General features: G+C 67.9%; 18 protein-coding genes. 9 read left to right on the top strand and 9 right to left on the bottom strand.

Annotated elements, in window-relative coordinates; all coding sequences use genetic code 11:
• Position 1: 1 nt before the first annotated feature.
• The 3 genes from ACSR87_RS06505 (at position 2) to ACSR87_RS06495 (ending at position 1,772) form a co-directional block, all read left to right on the top strand.
• Positions 2-205, top strand: coding sequence for a hypothetical protein (locus ACSR87_RS06505; RefSeq protein ID WP_498529906.1), 204 nt, complete (start codon positions 2-4; stop codon positions 203-205).
• Between the two features lie 129 nt (positions 206-334).
• Positions 335-1,468 carry a thiolase family protein gene (locus ACSR87_RS06500; RefSeq protein WP_498529905.1) on the top strand — a complete coding sequence of 378 codons (1,134 nt, stop codon included), beginning with the start codon at positions 335-337 and terminating at the stop codon, positions 1,466-1,468.
• Positions 1,469-1,598: 130 nt separating this feature from the next.
• Positions 1,599-1,772: a hypothetical protein gene (locus tag ACSR87_RS06495; protein WP_498529904.1), complete on the top strand. Its 174-nt coding sequence runs from the start codon at positions 1,599-1,601 to the stop codon at positions 1,770-1,772.
• Between the two features lie 51 nt (positions 1,773-1,823).
• On the opposite strand, the gene ACSR87_RS06490 is transcribed toward ACSR87_RS06495, so the two are convergent.
• The 3 genes from ACSR87_RS06490 to ACSR87_RS06480 form a co-directional block, all read right to left on the bottom strand.
• Complete coding sequence (locus ACSR87_RS06490; protein ID WP_498529903.1) at positions 1,824-3,731, bottom strand: cation:proton antiporter domain-containing protein; 1,908 nt, start codon at positions 3,729-3,731, stop codon at positions 1,824-1,826.
• Between the two features lie 129 nt (positions 3,732-3,860).
• Positions 3,861-5,861 (bottom strand): AMP-dependent synthetase/ligase, encoded by a 2,001-nt coding sequence (locus ACSR87_RS06485; protein ID WP_498529902.1) that lies wholly within the window; start codon positions 5,859-5,861, stop codon positions 3,861-3,863.
• A 97-nt stretch (positions 5,862-5,958) separates the two neighbouring features.
• The gene (locus ACSR87_RS06480; protein ID WP_498529901.1) at positions 5,959-6,867 is read right to left on the bottom strand and encodes an MBL fold metallo-hydrolase; all 909 of its coding nucleotides are present in this window, start codon (positions 6,865-6,867) and stop codon (positions 5,959-5,961) included.
• A gap of 84 nt (positions 6,868-6,951) precedes the next feature.
• Between ACSR87_RS06480 and ACSR87_RS06475 the strand changes: the two genes are divergently transcribed.
• The 3 genes from ACSR87_RS06475 (at position 6,952) to serS (ending at position 10,480) form a co-directional block, all read left to right on the top strand.
• On the top strand, positions 6,952-7,212 hold the full coding sequence (locus tag ACSR87_RS06475) for a DUF8599 family protein (RefSeq protein WP_498529900.1): 261 nt from the start codon (positions 6,952-6,954) through the stop codon (positions 7,210-7,212).
• 139 nt (positions 7,213-7,351) lie between these two features.
• Positions 7,352-8,920: an SLC13 family permease gene (locus ACSR87_RS06470; protein WP_498529899.1), complete on the top strand. Its 1,569-nt coding sequence runs from the start codon at positions 7,352-7,354 to the stop codon at positions 8,918-8,920.
• 177 nt (positions 8,921-9,097) lie between these two features.
• Complete coding sequence (gene serS, locus ACSR87_RS06465) at positions 9,098-10,480, top strand: serine--tRNA ligase (protein ID WP_498529898.1); 1,383 nt, start codon at positions 9,098-9,100, stop codon at positions 10,478-10,480.
• 51 nt (positions 10,481-10,531) lie between these two features.
• On the opposite strand, the gene ACSR87_RS06460 is transcribed toward serS, so the two are convergent.
• Positions 10,532-10,885, bottom strand: a complete 354-nt coding sequence (locus tag ACSR87_RS06460; protein WP_498529897.1) for a nuclear transport factor 2 family protein — start codon at positions 10,883-10,885, stop codon at positions 10,532-10,534.
• Between the two features lie 128 nt (positions 10,886-11,013).
• Between ACSR87_RS06460 and ACSR87_RS06455 the strand changes: the two genes are divergently transcribed.
• Complete coding sequence (locus tag ACSR87_RS06455; protein WP_498529896.1) at positions 11,014-11,511, top strand: DUF367 family protein; 498 nt, start codon at positions 11,014-11,016, stop codon at positions 11,509-11,511.
• 42 nt (positions 11,512-11,553) lie between these two features.
• Here ACSR87_RS06455 and ACSR87_RS06450 read toward each other — a convergent pair whose 3' ends face one another.
• Positions 11,554-11,916 carry a DUF5518 domain-containing protein gene (locus ACSR87_RS06450; RefSeq protein WP_498529895.1) on the bottom strand — a complete coding sequence of 121 codons (363 nt, stop codon included), beginning with the start codon at positions 11,914-11,916 and terminating at the stop codon, positions 11,554-11,556.
• 212 nt (positions 11,917-12,128) lie between these two features.
• Between ACSR87_RS06450 and ACSR87_RS06445 the strand changes: the two genes are divergently transcribed.
• Positions 12,129-13,106 carry an NOG1 family protein gene (locus ACSR87_RS06445; protein ID WP_089776887.1) on the top strand — a complete coding sequence of 326 codons (978 nt, stop codon included), beginning with the start codon at positions 12,129-12,131 and terminating at the stop codon, positions 13,104-13,106.
• Positions 13,107-13,246: 140 nt separating this feature from the next.
• On the opposite strand, the gene ACSR87_RS06440 is transcribed toward ACSR87_RS06445, so the two are convergent.
• The 4 genes from ACSR87_RS06440 to ACSR87_RS06425 all read right to left on the bottom strand — a co-directional run bounded on the left by ACSR87_RS06440 (position 13,247) and on the right by ACSR87_RS06425 (position 16,928).
• Positions 13,247-13,993: an SIMPL domain-containing protein gene (locus ACSR87_RS06440; RefSeq protein WP_498529894.1), complete on the bottom strand. Its 747-nt coding sequence runs from the start codon at positions 13,991-13,993 to the stop codon at positions 13,247-13,249.
• 91 nt (positions 13,994-14,084) lie between these two features.
• Positions 14,085-15,389 carry a TIGR00341 family protein gene (locus ACSR87_RS06435; protein WP_008577863.1) on the bottom strand — a complete coding sequence of 435 codons (1,305 nt, stop codon included), beginning with the start codon at positions 15,387-15,389 and terminating at the stop codon, positions 14,085-14,087.
• A gap of 42 nt (positions 15,390-15,431) precedes the next feature.
• The gene (locus ACSR87_RS06430; RefSeq protein WP_498529893.1) at positions 15,432-16,163 is read right to left on the bottom strand and encodes a 5-formyltetrahydrofolate cyclo-ligase; all 732 of its coding nucleotides are present in this window, start codon (positions 16,161-16,163) and stop codon (positions 15,432-15,434) included.
• A 102-nt stretch (positions 16,164-16,265) separates the two neighbouring features.
• Positions 16,266-16,928: a helix-turn-helix domain-containing protein gene (locus ACSR87_RS06425; protein WP_498529892.1), complete on the bottom strand. Its 663-nt coding sequence runs from the start codon at positions 16,926-16,928 to the stop codon at positions 16,266-16,268.
• A gap of 482 nt (positions 16,929-17,410) precedes the next feature.
• Between ACSR87_RS06425 and ACSR87_RS06420 the strand changes: the two genes are divergently transcribed.
• Positions 17,411-17,743, top strand: a complete 333-nt coding sequence (locus tag ACSR87_RS06420) for a DUF7344 domain-containing protein (RefSeq protein WP_498529891.1) — start codon at positions 17,411-17,413, stop codon at positions 17,741-17,743.
• The last annotated feature ends 6 nt before the right edge of the window (positions 17,744-17,749 follow it).

The raw sequence follows: 17,749 nt of genomic DNA, 5'->3' as shown, positions 1-17,749 counted from the left end.
TATGACCGAACGCATCGCCCACGACGACCCGGCTGACGACGCCGAGGCCGACGCCGACGCCGACACCCGCGTCGCCGACGCGCCGTTCGAGCACGCCTCGGCGGATGTCGCGCCGGAGCTCTTCCCGGCGGAACCAACGGCTGCCGACGCGGGTACCGGCGGAACCCCCGGTCGGCCGGACAGCGACTCCGCCACCCGTTCCTGAGTTCCGAGAGTCGGTGCCGTCGTCTCCACGTTCACCGCTTTCTCGGCGTTTTTCGACCCGGTGAACAACTCGCCGCGACGAATAGCGAGTTCTAAACTATTTATGGTGTTCGAACCCGGATGCTGTGTCATGCCAGAGCCAGTCATCGCGGCCGCGTACCGCACGCCGTTCGGCAAGGCGGGCGGCGTGTTCGAAGACGTTCGAAGCGAGGACCTCTCGGTCACGCTCATCGACCACATCCTCGACGAACACGGCGTCGCCCCCGACGACGTGGAGGACCTGATGTGGGGCGTCGCCCAGCAGCGCGCCGAACAGGACAACAACGTCGCCCGCGTCATCGCGCTCCTGTCGGCCCTCGGCGAGGGGACGCCCGCGACGAGCATCAACCGCTGGTGCGCCTCCTCGATGCAGGCCATCATCTCCGCGTCCGACGCCGTCGCCGCCGGCAACCGCGAGTGCATCGTCGCCGGCGGGGTCGAGAGCATGTCCCGCGTGCCGATGGACGGCGATTCCTACGAGCACCTCCACCCCGAACTGAGCGAGCAGTACAACATCTTCCAACTCCAGATGGGGATGACCGCCGAGAAGGTCGCCGAGGAGTACGAGGTCTCCCGCGAGGCCCAAGACGAGTTCGCGTTCCGGAGCCACCAGCGCGCCGCCGAGGCGACCGACTCGGGTCGCTTCGACGACGAAATCGTCCCGGTCGAGACGGACGACGGCGTCGTCACCGAGGACGAGGGCATCCGCCGCGACACCTCGATGGAGATTCTCGGCGGCCTCGACCCCGCCTTCTCGGGCGACGGCTCGGTCACCGCCGGCAACTCCTCGCAGATAACCGACGGCGCGGCCGCCGTCCTCGTCACCAGCCGCGAGTTCGCCGAGGACCGCGGCCTCGACGTGCTGGCCTCGGTCGGCACGAACAACGTCGCCGGCGTCGACCCGACGGTCATGGGCATCGGCCCGGTCCCGGCCACCCGCGGCCTCCTCGACCGCGCCGGCACCGACATCGACGACTACGGCCTCGTCGAAATTAACGAGGCGTTCGCCAGCCAGTGTGAGTACTCCCGGCGCGAACTCGGCATCGACGCGGACAGTCTCAACGTCAACGGCGGCGCAATCGCGCTCGGCCACCCGCTCGGGGCGTCCGGCGCGCGCCTGCCGGTGACGCTCATCCACGAGATGCAGAAGCGCGACGTGGACCGCGGCCTCGCGTCGCTCTGCGTCGGCTTCGGCCAAGGGGCGGCAATCGAGTTCAGCAGATAGCTGCGGGCTCGGCTGCGTTTTGTTTTTCCAGCCCCCCGAGACGTATCGTTGCTCCCCGCCCGATGTATATCACAATCGTCCGTGCCAATTCCGTCACGTTCATACTCCCGTCGTCGAGAGTATCTCGGTAATGAACCTCACGACGACCGCCCTGTCGGGGACGTTGGCGGCGCTGGTGGCGGCGGCGGCCTCCGCGGGATTCGGATTCGTCTCGAGCCCCGCTCCCGGCGCGTCCGTCTGGGTCGCCCTCGTCGCGCTCACCGCCGGCTACTGGGCGGTGTTCGTTCGGTGGGCGCGGCGCTGAGCGGTCGGGGACGACGCGAAAAATCGAACGAGCGGCGGGCGGCGAGAGCCGCTATTCGGGGTTGACTAGCTCTTCTGCGTCCCGGACGGCCTCGCGCTCGCCGATGATGGTGATGCGGTCGCCTTCCTGGAGTGTGTACTCCGCGTTGGGGACCGTCGTGTCACCGTTCCGCGAGACGAGCGTGACGAGACAGCCGTCCGGCAGTTCGGGGCCAACCTCGCGGATGGTCCGACCGATGAGTCGCTCGGCGGTGACCTCGACCTCTTGAACGTCGCCGGAGCGACCGATTTCGCCCATCCAGTTCGACATCGACGGGCGCTCGATGTAGTTGTCGAGCGCCTGCGCCGTGGCGATGGTCGACGAGATGGTCCGAACGCCGAGTTCTTCGAACGCCTCGACGTTGTCGGGGTTGTTCGCCCGCGCGAGGACGCTCTCGGGGTCGAACTTCGAGTTCGCCAACTGCGCGACGAGCAGGTTCACGTCGTCGTCGCCGGTCGCGGCGACCACGAACTTGGCGTTCGCGGCCCCCGCGGAGCGCAAGACGCTCGTGTCGGCTCCGTCGCCGTGATGGACGGTAAAGCCCATGTTCCGGGCCGTCTGGACTACTTCTTGGTCCTGCTCGATGAGGACCACGTTCTCTCCGCGGTCTGCGAGGCGTTCGGCGAGCGCACGGCCCACTTTCCCGCCTCCGATGATGAGTACACGCATTGGGATGACGTCGAGATATTCTGCGATCCGGCGAGCGAGACCGGCCTCGAAGACGACGGTCGTCAGGATGACGAGGAACACCGTGCCGACGAGAATCGAGGCGCTCTGGTTCAGCGCGGCGGCCTGCTGGGCCATTCCCTCGGCCGCCAGTCGCGTCGCCTCCTCCTGCAGGGCGATGGCGAACAGCGAGGCCACGGACGCGGGGATGATTCCGCGCGGGCCGACGAAGCTCATGAAGAGCTTCTCTTCTCTCGTAAAGCGGTCGCCGCGCGCCGAGACGAAGACCAAAAACGGCCGAATCACGAGCGCGACGGCGGCGACGACGGCGAGGCCGCCGACGCCGAGATTCAGGAGGTTCTGGAAGTCCAACAGCGCCGCGAGGGCGATGAAGACGAACGACAGCACGAGCAGCGTGATGTCGCCTTTGAACGCCGAAATCTCCTCTTCGTACGGCACGTCCGCGTTGCCGAGGAGGATGCCGGCGGTCGCCACCGCGGCGATGCCGGCCTCCGTGGCGACGTAGTCGGCGGCCGCGTAGGATACGAGCGCGCCGGCGAGGACGAGCAGGCGCGCGTTCTGCGGCGCGTTGCCCGGCGAGAGGTCGACGTACCGGAGCGCGTAGTACAGCGACCCGGCGACGATTGCGCCCACGATGACGCCGACGCCGAGGCGCTCGGCGAACAGCGTCACGAGAGCGTCGGGACTACTGACGCCTTCGAGGATGGCCTCGAAGATGACGACGGCGACGATGGCCGCCGTCACGTCGTTGACGATACCCTCCGTGTCGAGCGCCGCGCCGACCCGGTCGCGGACCGGGACGACTTCGAGAATCGGCGCGATGACCGTCGGTCCCGTCGCGACGAGGAGCGCGCCCACGAGGAACGACAGCGGCCACGGCGCGCCGAGCGCGTAGTGGACGACGACGCCCGTCGCGACGAACGAGATTATCGCTCCGACGGTGACGAGCCGGAACGTCGCGGCCGGCGCTTCCCGTAGCTTGTCGATTCGAAGGTGGAACGCGCCCTCGAAAACGATGATAGCGACCGAGAGACCGACGATGGCCTGTAGTGCGTTCCCGAACGAGTCGGGAGAGATGACGCCGAGGACCTCCGGGCCGAGCAGGATGCCCGACGCGATGAGGAACACGACGCTGGGGACCTGAAAGCGGTCCGAAAGCACCTGCGAGACCACGCCGATGCCGATTATCGCGGCGACGAGCGGGATGAGGTTCGCCCCTCCTGCTGCGGCCACTTATATCGCCTCCATGGATTCGGTTCATGTGACGACGGAAGATAAAACCATACATCTCGGGCGGTATTTCCGCCGCCTTGTGGATACGTATGCCCGCAAAACGCTCGAAAAAGTTTAGGCTGTCAGATTTCACTGGGTCGCATCCCGCTCGCGACTCCGTCGCTCCTCGGTCCGGCGGTCCTCGTCGTAGATGAGAGACACTTCGTCGGCGTAGCGGTCGAGGATGTTCCGGCGCTTTTTCTTCATCGTCGGCGTCATCAGGTCGTTGCCCTCCGAGAACTCCTCGGGCACGACGCGGAACTGCTTGATTCGCTCGTAGGACTCGAAGTTCTCGTTGGCCGCGTCCACCTCGGCCTCGATGCGCTCGTACACCCGGTCGTCGCGGCAGATGGCTTTCGGGTCGTCCGGGAGGTCGATGCCCTCCTCGGCGGCCCACTCCCGTAGGCCATCGAAACTCGGGACGATGAGCGCCGAGACGAACTTGCGGCCGTCGCCGAGGACCATGCACTGTTCGACCACCGGCGAGGAGGCGAACGCGTCCTCGATGGGGCCGGGCGCGACGTTTTTTCCCGTCGAGAGGACGAGAATCTGCTTGGCGCGCTCGCGGAAGGCGATGTAGCCGTCGGGCCGGCGTTCGACCACGTCGCCGGTGCGGAACCACCGGCTGCCTTCGTCGTCCCCGACGAACGCCGCCTCGGTCTCCTCGGGGTCGTTCCAGTAGCCCTCGGTGACGCTCGGCCCGCGGACGAGCAGTTCGCCCACCTCGCCGCCCGCCTCGCCGAGTTGGTCGCCGACGACGGTCGTGTCGAGTTTCGTCTCGACGTTCCGAAGCGGATAGCCGATGGTGCCGATTTTCGGCGCTTCGGGTGGGTTGACCGAGATGACCGGCGACGTTTCGGTGAGGCCGTACCCCTCGTAAATCGGGAGGCCCATCGCGTGGTAGAGCGCGCACAACTCGGCCGAGAGACTGCCGCCGCCGCTGATGAAGAAGTCGAGGTTGCCGCCGAGCGCGTCGCGCACCTGCCCGAACACGAGACGGTCGGCGAGGCGGTGTTTCGCGGTGAGCAGGTAGCCCGGCGCGTCGGTCGTGTGGTACGCCCGCCCGACGCCGACGGCCCACTCGAAGACGCGCTTTTTCGCCGGCGACTCGCCGGCCTGCGCCCGAATCGCGTCGTACAGCTTCTCGTACACGCGAGGGACGCTCGTCCCGACCGTCGGCCGGACGAGTTGGAAGTCCTCGCGGAGCGTATCTGGACTTTCGGCGTAGGCGACGGCCGCGCCCGCCGCGAACATCATGAAGTGGCCGGCCATGCGCTCGAAGACGTGGGCGAGCGGCAGGAACGACAGCGCCACCGAGTCGGGGCCGATGACCGGCGTGTCGCCTTTGTCCGGGCGCGGACCGAAGCGCCGATAGCTCTCGTTGACGTTCGACCGGAAGTTCCAGTGGGTGAGTCGGACACCCTTCGGCTGGCCGGTCGTCCCCGAGGTGTAGATGAGGCTGGCGAGGTCGTCGGTGTCGCGTTCGTCCAGCCACGATTCGTAGGCCGCCTCGTCGTACGCTTCCTCGCCGCGGCGATACAGTTCCCCCAGCGTCAGCACGTCCTCGCGGTCGTCGTGCCCGTCGTACTCGTCGACGACGACGATAAACCGCAGGTCCAACTCGTCTTCGACGGCGAGCACGCGCTCCAGTAGCGCCTCGTTTTCGACCACGACGGCGTCCGCGCCGGGGTCGGAAAGCAGGTACTGCGTCTGTCGCTCCGACGACGAGGTGTACACCGTGGTGACGACGCCGCCCGCGCCGAGGACCGCGAAGTCGGTCTGCGCCCACTCCATGCGCGTGTGCGAGAGGACGCCGACGCGGTCGCCGCTCTCGATGCCGAGGTCGCGGAACCCCGCCGCGAGGCGGCGGACGATGCCCCGCATCTCGTCGTAGGTCAGGCCGGCGTAGTCGCCGTCGGGGGCCGCCGGAACGACGCCCTCGGCGACCAGTGACCGCCGGTAGACGCCGCCTTTGTATCGCTGCGCGACCCGCGAGGCGTTCCGCGAGGCGCTCGCTTCGAACATCCGTGGGAGGGTCGTCCGCTCGATGACAGGGTCGTCGAACGCCGCCTCCGCGTCCCGCCAGTCCATGTCCTGTTAGTTGTAATTCACCATTTAAAACTATGTACGTTCGGTCTGTTGAAAGCCCGCGATACCGCGGGGAAACGCTGATTGCGACCCGCTCGCGTCACTCGTCGTCGCCGATGTAGTCGAGGTAGCCGAGCACGCCGCGGGTGTTCAGGCGCTCTTCGTCGCGGGCCTTTCGCTCGCCCCACACCTCGTCCATCTGGGTGTGTTCGACGAAATGGTCGATGACGGCCTCGTCGTCGCCGAGCTCCGCGCGCTTCTGTCGGATGGCCTCGACCCACTCCACGAGGACGCGCTTGTACGCCTCCGCGAGGTCGGCGTCGTAGGGTCTCGGGCCGAAGTGGCCGAAACAGACCGTCTCGGGGTCGATGTCCTCGATGGTTCGCACGTCGTCGAGCGCCTTCTGGAGGTGGAACTGCGAGGGCGGCGAGGTCTGGCGGAGCGTCCGCGACTGCGGTTCCCAGATGCCGAGCGCGTCGCCGACGAACAGCACGTCGTCGCCGTCGTCGTGGAACATCACCTGATGCGGCGCGTGGCCGGGCGCGTGGTGGACCGTCAGCGTCCGGTCGCCGAGGTCGATTTCGTCGCCGTCGGTGAGGCCCTCGACGCGTTCGTCGTCGATTGGGAGCGGTTCGTCGTAGAACCGCCACTGGTCTTCGACGGCCGCCTTCGTACCCTCGATGAGTCGCGAGGGGTCAACGAGGTGCGGCGCGCCGAGTTCGTGGGTCATCACGGTCGCGTCGGGGTAGCGCTCGGCGAGGTAGCCCGCGCCGCCCGCGTGGTCGAGGTGGACGTGCGTCGGCAGGATGTACGCGAGGTCGTCGACGCCGACCTCGTCGAGCATGGCGAAGATGTGCTCACGGTCGGCGGCGATGCCGGTGTCGACGAGCGCCGGCTTCTCGGCGTCGACGAGGTAGACCGAGCCGTACTTCTCCACCTCGTACATGCCCGTATCGACGTAGTAGATATCAGTGCTGTCCGGGACGGGTTCGACGTCGCCAATCGCCATGGTTGACGCCCGTCTCCGGGGGAGAAAAGCGTTCGGTCGCCCTGACCCCCTATGTTGATTACGGGCGACTGCAAAGCCGTCTCCATGTCCGAACAGGGTGGCGAACCGCTTCCGGATGTCGATATCACGGACATCTCTCCGATGGCGTGGCGACTGCTTAGAGTCGCCGCCGGCTACAACCAGCGGGCCGTCGAACGCGCCGTCGACGACCTCATGCAGGCGCACATCTCGATGCTCGAATCCGGAAGCCGCGGCCTCTCACTGTCGCGCCGGCGCGCCCTGCTCGCGCTCTACACCGCGGAACTCGACGATGAACAGGTCCGCACGCTCGTCGAGCATTTCTAACCCGACGCGGCCAGTCCGAAACGCCCTCTCTCCGTCTGCTAAGTTCATCCGTTTGAGCACTGCAACCACTGATATACCGCCGTTCGCTACCGCATTGAAAATGATTAAGTAATACTATCGTTAGAGATACGCTGTATCAATGATACGCGGTGTTACAAAGACTGCTCGCGGACGATTCGCCGTCTTCACGCTCGCCCTCGTCGCGTCCCTCGCGCTGGCCTTCGGGCCGTCGCTTGAGGGACTCTCGACGCGGGGACAGTACGCATTAGCGACGATGGTGTTCGCCGGCATCCTCTGGGTGTCCGGCGCGCTTCCCCTCGCGGTGACGGCGTTGTCGATACCGGTGTTGCTCACGGCCTACGGCGTCTACGGCGATATCGACCCGGCGCTGGCGGGCTTCGCTGACCACCTCATCTTCCTCTTCATCGCCGGCTTCATGCTGGCGAACGCGCTCCAGAAGTACAACATCGACCGCCGCATCGCGCTGTGGCTCATGGCCGTCATGGGGTCGTCGCCGCGGCGGCTCATCCTCGCTATCATGCTCGCCACGGCGTTCCTGTCGATGTGGGTCTCGAACACCGCGACGACGGCGATGATGACGCCCATCGCGCTCGGCGTCCTCGCGCAGGTGCTCGGCCGCGAGGAGGTCTACGAGGCCGACGCCGCCGAGGGCTCCTTCTCGAACATGCAGATAGCGACGCTCCTCGGCACCGCCTACGCCGCGAGCGTCGGCGGGGTCGGCACCCTCATCGGTACGCCGCCGAACGCGGTCGTCGCCACCCAGCTCAACGCGCTGCTCGGCTACGAAATCGGCTTCGTCGAGTGGCTCCTCGTCGGCCTCCCAATCGTCGCCATCACCCTCCCCATCGTCTGGTACCTCCTCACGTTCCGCTTCTACCCGCCCGAGGTCGACGACGTCGAGGGTGCCCGCGACCAGGCGCGCGAGTACCTCGCCGACCAAGGCGCGCTCTCGACCCGCGGCCGCCGGGTCGCGTACATCTTCGCCGCCACGGCGGGGCTGTGGGTCGTCGGCGGCCTCGACCCCGTGTTCGAGTTGTTCCTCTCGGACCCGGTGTTCAACACGCTGTTCGGGACCGCCGAGGGGGCGACGCTCCTCGGCGTCGAGGGGCATCAAGGCCTCCTGTACTACGTGATGGTCGGGATGGTCTCCATCCCGACGCTCGTCCTCGCGGACACGATGGAGTGGGACGAACTGGTCGACATCGACTGGGGGACGATTCTCCTCTTCGGCGGCGGCATCTCGCTGGCCGACGCGTTCGCCTCCACGGGCGCGACGAAGTGGCTCGCCGAGGCCGTCTTCGGCTCTCTGACCGGCGCGCCCATCATCCTCGTCGTCGGCGCTATCGTGCTCCTCGTCATCTTCCTCACGGAGATGACCTCGAACACCGCGACGGCGACCATCATCGTCCCCGTGCTCATCGGCATCGGGAGCATCTTCGCGGCGACGCTCGGCCTCACCGAGGTCTCCGCGGCGGTGTTCCTCGCGGTCAGCGGGGCCATCGCGGCCTCGTTCGCCTTCGCGTTGCCGGTGGCGACGCCCCCGAACGCCATCGTCTTCGGGAGCGGCCACATCAAGCAGTCCCACATGATGCGGGCCGGGGCCGTCCTCAACGTCGTGATGACCGGCGTGCTGACCATCCTCATCTGGTTCCTCTTCCAGTTCGTCTGGCCGGCGTTCCTCTGGTAGTCGCTCCGTCGGCTTCCGACCGCGGCGGCCGCTCTCACCGCGGTGTCGGGGCGTTCCGCCGACGCCGTGTCGTCGCGCGCATCCGGCGCGGATTTCTCGCGTTCGCCCGCCGCGTGCTCGCCCCCGTTCCTCAGCGATGCGATACGATTTTCCCGCCCGCCCGGAAATCACAGCCCAATGATTGACAGGCAACTACTCCGCGACGAACCGGAGCGAGTTCGCGACGCGCTCGCCGCCCGAAACATGGAGGACGTGGACATCGACCGCGTCCTCGACGTGTACGACGAGTGGCGCTCGCTGAAGGCCGAGGGCGACGACCTCCGCCACGAGCGCAACGAGGTCAGCCAGCGGATCGGCCAGCTGAAACAGGAGGGCAAAGACGAGGAGGCGCAGGAAGCCATCGACCGCTCGGGCGAACTCAAAGAGGAGCTTCAGGAGCTCGAAGCCCGCGCCGACGAGCTCGAAGCGGAACTCGACGAGGCGCTCATGGAGCTGCCGAACCTCCCCCACGAGTCGGTCCCCGTCGGGGCCGACGAGGCCGACAACGAGGAGGTCCGCCGCGTCGGCTTCGACGACCTGCGCGAGCTCCCCGACGAGGTGACGCCGCACTACGACCTCGGCGAGGAACTCGACATCATCGACGAGGGTCGCGCGGCCAAGACCACCGGCTCGGGCTTCTACTTCCTGAAAGGCGAGGGCGCGATGCTCGAACACGCGCTCGTGCAGTTCATGCTCGACGTGCACCGCGAACAGGAGTACGTCGACCTGTTCCCGCCGATTCCGGTCAAGACCACCTCGATGGAGGGCACCGGCCAGCTCCCGAAGTTCGCGGAGGACGCCTACCGTATCGGCGGCGCGGAGACCGAGAACTACGACGACGACGACCTGTGGCTCTGTCCCACCGCGGAGGTGCCGGTGACGAACATGTACCGCGACGAGATTCTGCTGAAGGACGACCTCCCGCTGAAGCATCAGGCGTACACGCCGAACTTCCGGCGCGAGGCGGGCGAACACGGCACCGAGACCCGCGGTATCGTCCGCGTCCACCAGTTCAACAAGGTCGAACTCGTCAACTTCGTCGAGCCCGACGAGTCGTACGACCGGCTCGACGCCCTCGTCGACGAGGCCGCCGAAGTGCTCGACCGCCTCGGCCTGCCGTACCGCGTCCTCTCGCTTTGCACCGGCGACCTCACCTTCGCGTCGGCGAAGACCTACGACCTCGAAGTGTGGGCCCCCGGCACGGAGTCCGAGGACGCCCCCGAACAGGGCGGCCGCTGGCTGGAAGTGTCGTCGGCCTCGAACTTCGAGGACTTCCAGGCGCGCCGCGCGGGCCTCCGCTACCGCCCCGAGCGCCACGAGTCGGCGGAGTACCTCCACACGCTCAACGCCTCGGGCACGGCCGTCGGCCGCGTGATGGTCGCGCTGCTCGAATACTACCAAAACGAGGACGGCACGGTCGACGTGCCCGAACCCCTCCAGCCCTACATGGGCGGCCGCGAGGTCATCGAGGGTCACGAGCCCGTCGGCGAGGCCGCCGTCGGTGCGGGTAAGAAGGACTGAGCGACTGACGCACGCCGCGACCCGAGTTCTCCGATTTCCAGCGACGCCCCGTCAGTTCGCCGTCGAGGATTTGACGAACGTCTTCAGCTCCGAGAGCTTCCCGTCGCGCGCTCGAAACCGGTCGAGAAAGACGAACAGCTCGTCGCCATCGCCGTCTTCGAGGTGGCCGCGGACGACGATTTCGTCGTCGGACTTCGACTGGATGTAGCGTTCGATGACGTGTCGCGTGTCCTTCTGCGGCCGGTCGTCCCGCATGAACGTGACGAACTCCTCGCGCCCCGAGAGCGTCATATCGCCGCGGTGCTGGACGAACCCCGGTTCGAGGAGGTTCCGAAGCATGTCGTATCCGTGGTGGTCGAGCGCCGTGTAGTACTGCCGGGCCAGATACGTCGCGTCGGGGTGCACGCTCTGTCTTCGTCGGCGGGCGGGAAGAATCCGACGCCGGCGCTGCCGGCCCTGTCGGTGTTGCCGTCGAACGCCCCCGCCGACACCGCGTTCGGGACGCTTTTCTCCGCCAGCCGCGTACCGCGGCTGTGGACCTGCACGTTCGATACGAGGGCGACGACGACCCGAAGAAGTGCACGGCGAAGAAGCTCGAACGCTTCGACATGGCCGTCCTCCACGGCTCCGACCGCGAGACCCCCTACGGCGTCGTGCTCAACCCGCACGCCGACAGGGCGCTGTCGCCCGCCGACGCCGACACCGGCGCGCTCGTCGCGCTCGACTGCTCGTGGGAGTCGGCCGGCGAGGCCATGTTCTCGCTCCCCGGCGAGCACCGCGCGCTCCCGTATCTCGTCGCCGCCAACCCCGTGAACTTCGGCCGCCCGATGCAGCTGACGACGGTCGAGGCGATAGCCGCCGCGCTCGTCATCTTCGGGGAGAAGGGGCGCGCCGAAGACGTGCTCTCGAAGTTCAACTGGGGCCACACGTTCCTCGAACTCAACGAGGAGCCGCTGCGCCGGTACTCGGAGTGCGCGGACTCGACCGAGGTCGTCGAAATTCAACGGGAGTACCTCGAACGCGGCGAATAGCCGTTGCGACGCCCTCTCAGATTCAGCGATTCAGCTTCAGCCTCAGCCCTTCACCCACGCGCCGACGGCTCCGGCGATGGCGCTGTCGATGGCGAAGATGAGCGTCAGCACGACGCCCGCGACGAGGACGCCGACGCCGCCGAGGAGGCCGCCCAGCGGCCCGCCGGTGAGTCCGAGTAGACTCCCGAGGAGCGCCGCGAAGAGCGTTACGACGATACCCGAGATGGAACCCGCGACGAGGCCGTTCCACGCGCCGTTACCGAGCGTGCCGCCCGCGAGATAGCCCGCCGCGAAGCCACCGAGCAGCCCCGCGCCGATTTGGCCGACGACGGGGAGCGCCAGCCCGCCCGTGCCGACGACGACGATGACGACGAAGCCGACGGCGACAGCTTTCCAGTCAGTCATGCGTCGAGGTAGGCCGCGGGCGGGCAAGAACTTCGTGGCGGCCCGGGTGGGGACCGTCCCGCCGTCCGCGTCCCCGCGTCCCCGCGCCGACCCCCTGCGACCCCTTCGCTTCCGGTCGAACCGTGCGGGAGACCTGCACGGCGAATCCCCCGCTCGAAGCGCCGAGCCCCAAACGGACGCGCTTTTACGGCTCGGCCATGTAGCGGACTGCAATGATTTTCGAGTCTCTCCCGACCACGCCCCGGTCGGACGAACTCATCGACAAGGCCTTCTCGCGGGCCGCGCGCACGGGGCGAGCGAAGCAGAACAAGTTGGAGGCTCAGCAGTCGATGCTCCAGACGGCGTCGAACATCCTCTCGGACAACCTCGAAAACGTCGTCGTCGAGTGGCCCGACTTCGAGACGGTCGACCCCTTCTACTACGAACTCGCCGACGCCATCGTCGACGTCGACGAGGTCCGAAAGAGCCTCTCGGAAGTGATGTGGGCCTCCCGGCAGGTCGACAACATCGCCCGCGAGTACCAGCCGAAGCTCCGCAAGACCGACGCCGACCTCGCGCGCAAGCACCGAAAGCAGGCGTTCGCCCGCATGGCGAGCGTCGTCGAGGAGGTCGAAGACGACCTGCTCCGCATCGGCGAGGCGCGCGACGCCCTGAAGGACCTCCCCGACATCCGCCCGGACGAACCGGCAATCGTCGTCGCCGGCTACCCGAACGTCGGCAAGTCCTCGTTCGTCAACGACGTGACCCGCGCGTCGAACGAAATCGCCCGCTACCCCTTCACCACGAAGGGCGTCCAAATCGGGCACTTCGACCGCGACCGCATCCGCTACCAGATTATCGACACGCCGGGGCTGCTCGACCGCCCCGAAGACGAGCGCAACGACATCGAGCGGCAGGCCGTGAGCGCCCTCGAACACCTCGCGGACGCCGTCCTCTTCGTCGCCGACGCCAGCGGGGCGTGCGGCTACCCCATCGAGTCGCAGCTCGAACTCCGCGACGCCGTGAAAGCGCGCTTCGAGGAGCGCGACATCCCGGTGCTCACCGTCTGTAACAAAAGCGACCGCTCGACCGACATGGACGCCGACCTCTACATGAGCGTCGAGACGGGCGAGAACGTCGAGGCCGTCCTCGACGCCGCGGTCGAGGCCATCGGGTTCGAGCCCGACATCCCGCCGTCGCGCAACGAGTAAGCGCCTCGGTTTTCCGGTGCTGTCGTTTTCGTCACGCCGCCACGCCCGGAGAGCCGCGGCTACGCGATGAGTGTCGGAGAAGGAGGATGCGGGGCGGGTCGGTCCGCGAACCGAGAGTTCGGTCAGCGGGGCGCGGGCGCTTACTCGGCTTCGTAGACCATCTGGACGGTCGCCGAGACGGTCACGGGGCCGGGCGAGAGTTCGGTCGAGCCGGACGACCCGCGGGCGGCGTCCTCGGCGTAGGCGACCGGGTACGGGCCGGGCGAGGCGCTGCCGCCGACGGTAGCGGTGTGGACGCCCGCGACGGTCAGGCCCGAGGCGCTGGCGACCGCGTCGGCGTCGGCCTTCGCGGAGTCGACGGCGCGGGTCAGGGCCTTTTCGCGGAGTTCGGCGCGCTTCTCGTCGGTGAGCGTGAAGGAGACGCCGCGGATTTCGCTGGCACCGGCACCGACCGCGAGGTCGATGACTTCGCCGGCGCGGTCGGGAGCGACCTCGACGCGGAGGGTGTGGGCGGCGCGGTAGCCGAGGAGTTCGCGTTCCTGACCGCTGTAATCGTACTCGGGGTAGATGTTGAAGCCGGTCGTCTGGACGGCGTCCTCGGCGATGCCGGCGTCGGTGAGGGCGTCGCGGACGGCGGCCACGTCGTCGGCGACGGTGCCGCGGGCCTCGTCGGCCGAGTCCGCGGTGGTCGTCACGGCGATGGAGACCACGGCGAGGTCGGCGTCGGCGGTCACTTCGCCGGTGCCGGTCGTGGAGATGGTCGTCGCGTTCGTCGCGTTTATCGCGTCTGCGCCCCCGTCGGCGGTCGTCTGCAAGGGTGCCGAGAGGCAGCCCGCGAGGAGGACGAGGCCGACGAGGAATATCGGAGCAATCGTGCGTCGTTGCATACCCATCGTACGTCGGTTCAGCTATTCAAGCCGCGCTAGAGACAAAGAGCGATTGTAGCCTTCGAAACGCGTGCCAACCCCCGGCAGCGAACTACTCCACGACGGCGACGTAGCGGACTTCGACGTCGATTTCGCTCGCCCCCCACGGCGACAGCGGTTCGGGGGCAACGGCGTTCACCCGCCTCGTGAGTTCGCGCTCGACCATCGGCGGGTCGGAGGCCGGGTCGTAGCCGACGGTCACGACGATTCCCTCCGGCTCTTGCAGCGGCCCGCTGTCGTACCGCAGTTCCATCGACAGCAGGCGGGCGTCGGTGTCCGAAAGCGCGTCTTCGATGGCGTCGTGCGCCTCCGACTGGAAGTCGGCGTTCCGGTAGGTCGTGTAGGTGACCGCGCCGAGGAACGACGAGAGGACGAGCAGGCCGACCCCGATGACGGCGATGCGGAACAGGGCGGCCCGGCGGGCGTCGTCGCGGCGAATCCAGCGTTCCGGTCGGTAGCCCTGCTGCCAGAGGACGCCGATGGCGACGAAGTTGACCGAAAGGATGTTGACGAGGACGAGGATGGCCGAGCCGACGACGGCCTCGGGCGCGCCCCACGCGATGCCGATGCCGACGACGGCGGTCGGCGGGACCAACGCGGCGGCTATCATGACGCCGACGAGCGCGGTCGAGACGCCGGAGGAAAGCGAAATCGCGCCCGCTGCCCCCGCGCCGAGCGCGATGACGAGCGACAGCACGTCGGGCGCGAGGCGCTCGTCCACCTCGGGAATCGACAGCACCTCAGCCGGTGACAGCGGGACCGCCCCGGTCTGTTTGAGCAGGAAGGCGAAGACGGCGGCCGCGCCGACCGCGAGGACGCCGCCGAGCGCTTGCAGGCGAACCCCGCGGGCGAACATCTCGTCGTCGTCGACGACGGTGCCGACGCTCGCGGACATCGCGGGACCGACGAGCGGGGCGATGACCATCGACCCGACGACCACGGCCGGCGAGTCGAGGAGCAGGCCCGCGGTGGCGACGAGCGCCGAGATAACCGTCATGAGCACGTACGTCGACACCGACGGCGCGAGGTCGGCGGCCTTCGAGGCCAACTCCTCGCGGGCGATGCGGTCGCCGTTCTCGTCGTCTTCCTCGTACTGCTCGCGCAGTTGGTCGAACCGCTTCGAGGCGACCGTCTCGGCCGCGACGACGACGGTGTAGGCGTCGCGCTCGACGCCCGCCTCGCGGAGCCGCGCCAACACCGGCTCGACGGCCTCCTTCGGGACCGGGAAGGTGACGACGGCGACGAAGCCGCGGCCGGAGGTCTCCTCGGAGACGGCGTAGTCGACGCCCTCCTCGTCGAGCGTCCGCAGGACGGCCTCGCGCTTGCCGGTCGGCACCAACACCTGTACGAGTCGCACGGCCTCACGTCGGCCCGGGCGGTGAAATAAGCAGGGGCTCGGCTATTCGTCGGACTCGTCCGACTCGTCGCGCAACCGCCGGAGGACGGGCATCTCGTCGAGGCGCTCGTCGGGGAGCGCGTTCCAGTCGATTCCCTCGGGCCGCGGATACGGGGTCTCGGTTCGGACCTGCCGGTCGGGGGTGACGACGAGGTCCATCGGCACGTCGTGGGCGTCCGGCTCGGGCAGGTCGTCGCGGACCTGTCGCTCGTGGACCGTCGTCGCCACGGTCGTCTCCTCGGAGACGGCCCCGAGACCCCGCAACACCGCGTATTCGAGGTCGCTGAACCCCTCGCCCTTCCCGACGCGAGCGCCCGCCTCGGAGACGGCGACCGACCCCGAGACGACGAGGTCGATGGATGGCAGGGCGTCGGGGCCCACCTTGTCGGCGTAGGTCTCGACGTGCGAGACGGTCGGCGCGCTGTCGAGTTCGTCGTCGTCGATGCGCGCGGGGTCGAGTTCGTAGAAACACTCCTCGTCGCGGAGTCGCGGGACGGCCATGTAGACGGTCTTGTCCTCGCGGAGCGCCCGCCGCCTGACGGGGAGTTGCGGCGCGTCCGGGTTGGCCTTCACCGCCTCGGCGTCGGCCCACTCGGGCGTCGCCGCGAGTCGCTCGGCGGCCGCCGTCGCGTCGTCGAAGTTCGGGATGCGGCCGTGCGGCGGGAAGGGAAACCGGGCCGCGCCCGACGATTCGAGGTCGTCCCACACCGTCGTTCGGAGCGTCGCTTTGTCCATCGCGTCGCCGTCGCGTACTCGCGCCGGAAAGATAGCTCCCCCGCTCGGGCCGCGGTGTCTCTCGTCGCGGGGGCGGAACCGGCAGGTCGGCGGGTCGGGGCGCTACGAGAGGTCGGCCGCCGACTGCGACAAGAGCACTTTCCGGAGGACGGTGTCGGCCCCGCGGCGGACGCGCTCGGAGGCGGCCTGCGGGCTGATTCCGAGTCGGTCGGCCACCTCGTTGAGCGTGGTTCGCCGCGGAACCTCGAAGTACCCCTCGGAGACGGCGGTGACGAGCGCCTCCTGTTGTTCGTCGGTGATGTCGAAGTTGTAGACGCCCGGCTCGCCCTCCGCGAGGGTGTAGATGCGCTCGACGTGGAACTCGATGCCCTCGTCCTGACAGCGGTTGTGGAACTCGGTGAGCGCCGCGTGGTCGTTGAACCGGAGGCGGAACAGCCACGGGTCGTTGCCGTGGGCTTCGAGAATCGTCGCCTCGCTGTCGGTGAGTACCCGGGTCAGACTCGACGTGGTCTCTCCCCAGTTGACCTTGTACAGCACCCGGTCTTCGACGCGGGCGACGGCCGCCAAATCGTCGACGAGCCGGTCGTCTCGGACGACGCGCTCGAACGCCTCGAAGTCCGTACCGTGGGCCCAGAAGAACGGCATGACCTCACCGCCGGTTGGGACGACGCGCTCGAGTTCGAGGTGGACGCCGTTCGACACGGCGGTGACTCTCCCGAGGTCGAAGCTCTCCGAGTCAATCGTCAACTCGACGATTACGGCCATTTCTGGCTCTCATTCAGCAGCCGCTGTATTGAACACCTATGTCAACCGAAAATCACTACCGCACCCGGAGGTGGCGCTCGGACACCGGGACGCGCTCGTGTTCGGCAGGATTTCGGCCGATAACGTTCGTGTGTGACCGCAGCCCACTCGGACGCGCACCCACCGATTTCCCGGATGCACTACTTCAATGACCGGACTGTGAAAGCAGAAAGAGAATGCTGGCTTGCTAGCTATGAGCCCTCGGGGGACGTAGTTGTGAACGCACACAGACATCGACAGCCGTACGCCGCCCGACAGCGCCGTGGTGGTGCAGCCGCGCACGGGCGTGTGACTGACGAGCCGCGCTCTCGACGGTACCGGTATCGGGTGGTGTTCGCCGGGTGCCCGGAGCGGGGCCTGTCAGCGACTCGCGGAAGCCGCGTTATCTCGGCGTCTCGCGCCCGTCGCGCGACGCTCGTTCGGATTCGACGGGGGTTGCGCCGATGGTAGCCACAGCGTCCCCCCGCCTCGACGAGGCGTTCGACGCCCTCGGAAACGTCCATCGGCGACGGTTGCTGTTGGGCCTGCGCCGACGGCGACGCGCGCGCCTCGACGCGGCAACGCGGGACGCGGCCGTTGGTGGCGGCCGCGACCGCGACCGACTGAAGGTGGAACTGTTCCACGTTCACCTGCCGAAGCTCGCTGACGCCGGCTTCGTCGACTGGAACCGTCGTCGCGGTTCCGTCGCGTGCGGCCCTCGATTCGACGAAATCGAGCCGCTGCTGCGATTCCTCGACGACGACGCCGGCGAGCTATCGGCCGGCGGCCGTGACTGACGCGGC

Source organism: Haloferax sp. SDI50, assembly GCF_059802635.1.
The sequence above is the reverse complement of the archived record's forward strand: the minus strand, read 5'-3'. Positions and strand labels throughout refer to the sequence as shown.

Coding starts and splice junctions, on each gene's coding strand:
- ACSR87_RS06450 (WP_498529895.1), bottom strand. CDS start 11,916: ATGACTGACTGGAAAGCTGTCGCCGTCGGCTTCGTCGTCATCGTCGTC.
- ACSR87_RS06425 (WP_498529892.1), bottom strand. CDS start 16,928: ATGGCCGTAATCGTCGAGTTGACGATTGACTCGGAGAGCTTCGACCTC.
- ACSR87_RS06470 (WP_498529899.1), top strand. CDS start 7,352: ATGATACGCGGTGTTACAAAGACTGCTCGCGGACGATTCGCCGTCTTC.
- ACSR87_RS06505 (WP_498529906.1), top strand. CDS start 2: ATGACCGAACGCATCGCCCACGACGACCCGGCTGACGACGCCGAGGCC.
- ACSR87_RS06475 (WP_498529900.1), top strand. CDS start 6,952: ATGTCCGAACAGGGTGGCGAACCGCTTCCGGATGTCGATATCACGGAC.
- ACSR87_RS06445 (WP_089776887.1), top strand. CDS start 12,129: ATGATTTTCGAGTCTCTCCCGACCACGCCCCGGTCGGACGAACTCATC.
- ACSR87_RS06430 (WP_498529893.1), bottom strand. CDS start 16,163: ATGGACAAAGCGACGCTCCGAACGACGGTGTGGGACGACCTCGAATCG.
- ACSR87_RS06480 (WP_498529901.1), bottom strand. CDS start 6,867: ATGGCGATTGGCGACGTCGAACCCGTCCCGGACAGCACTGATATCTAC.
- ACSR87_RS06500 (WP_498529905.1), top strand. CDS start 335: ATGCCAGAGCCAGTCATCGCGGCCGCGTACCGCACGCCGTTCGGCAAG.
- ACSR87_RS06420 (WP_498529891.1), top strand. CDS start 17,411: ATGGTAGCCACAGCGTCCCCCCGCCTCGACGAGGCGTTCGACGCCCTC.
- ACSR87_RS06495 (WP_498529904.1), top strand. CDS start 1,599: ATGAACCTCACGACGACCGCCCTGTCGGGGACGTTGGCGGCGCTGGTG.
- ACSR87_RS06485 (WP_498529902.1), bottom strand. CDS start 5,861: ATGGACTGGCGGGACGCGGAGGCGGCGTTCGACGACCCTGTCATCGAG.
- ACSR87_RS06440 (WP_498529894.1), bottom strand. CDS start 13,993: ATGCAACGACGCACGATTGCTCCGATATTCCTCGTCGGCCTCGTCCTC.
- serS (WP_498529898.1), top strand. CDS start 9,098: ATGATTGACAGGCAACTACTCCGCGACGAACCGGAGCGAGTTCGCGAC.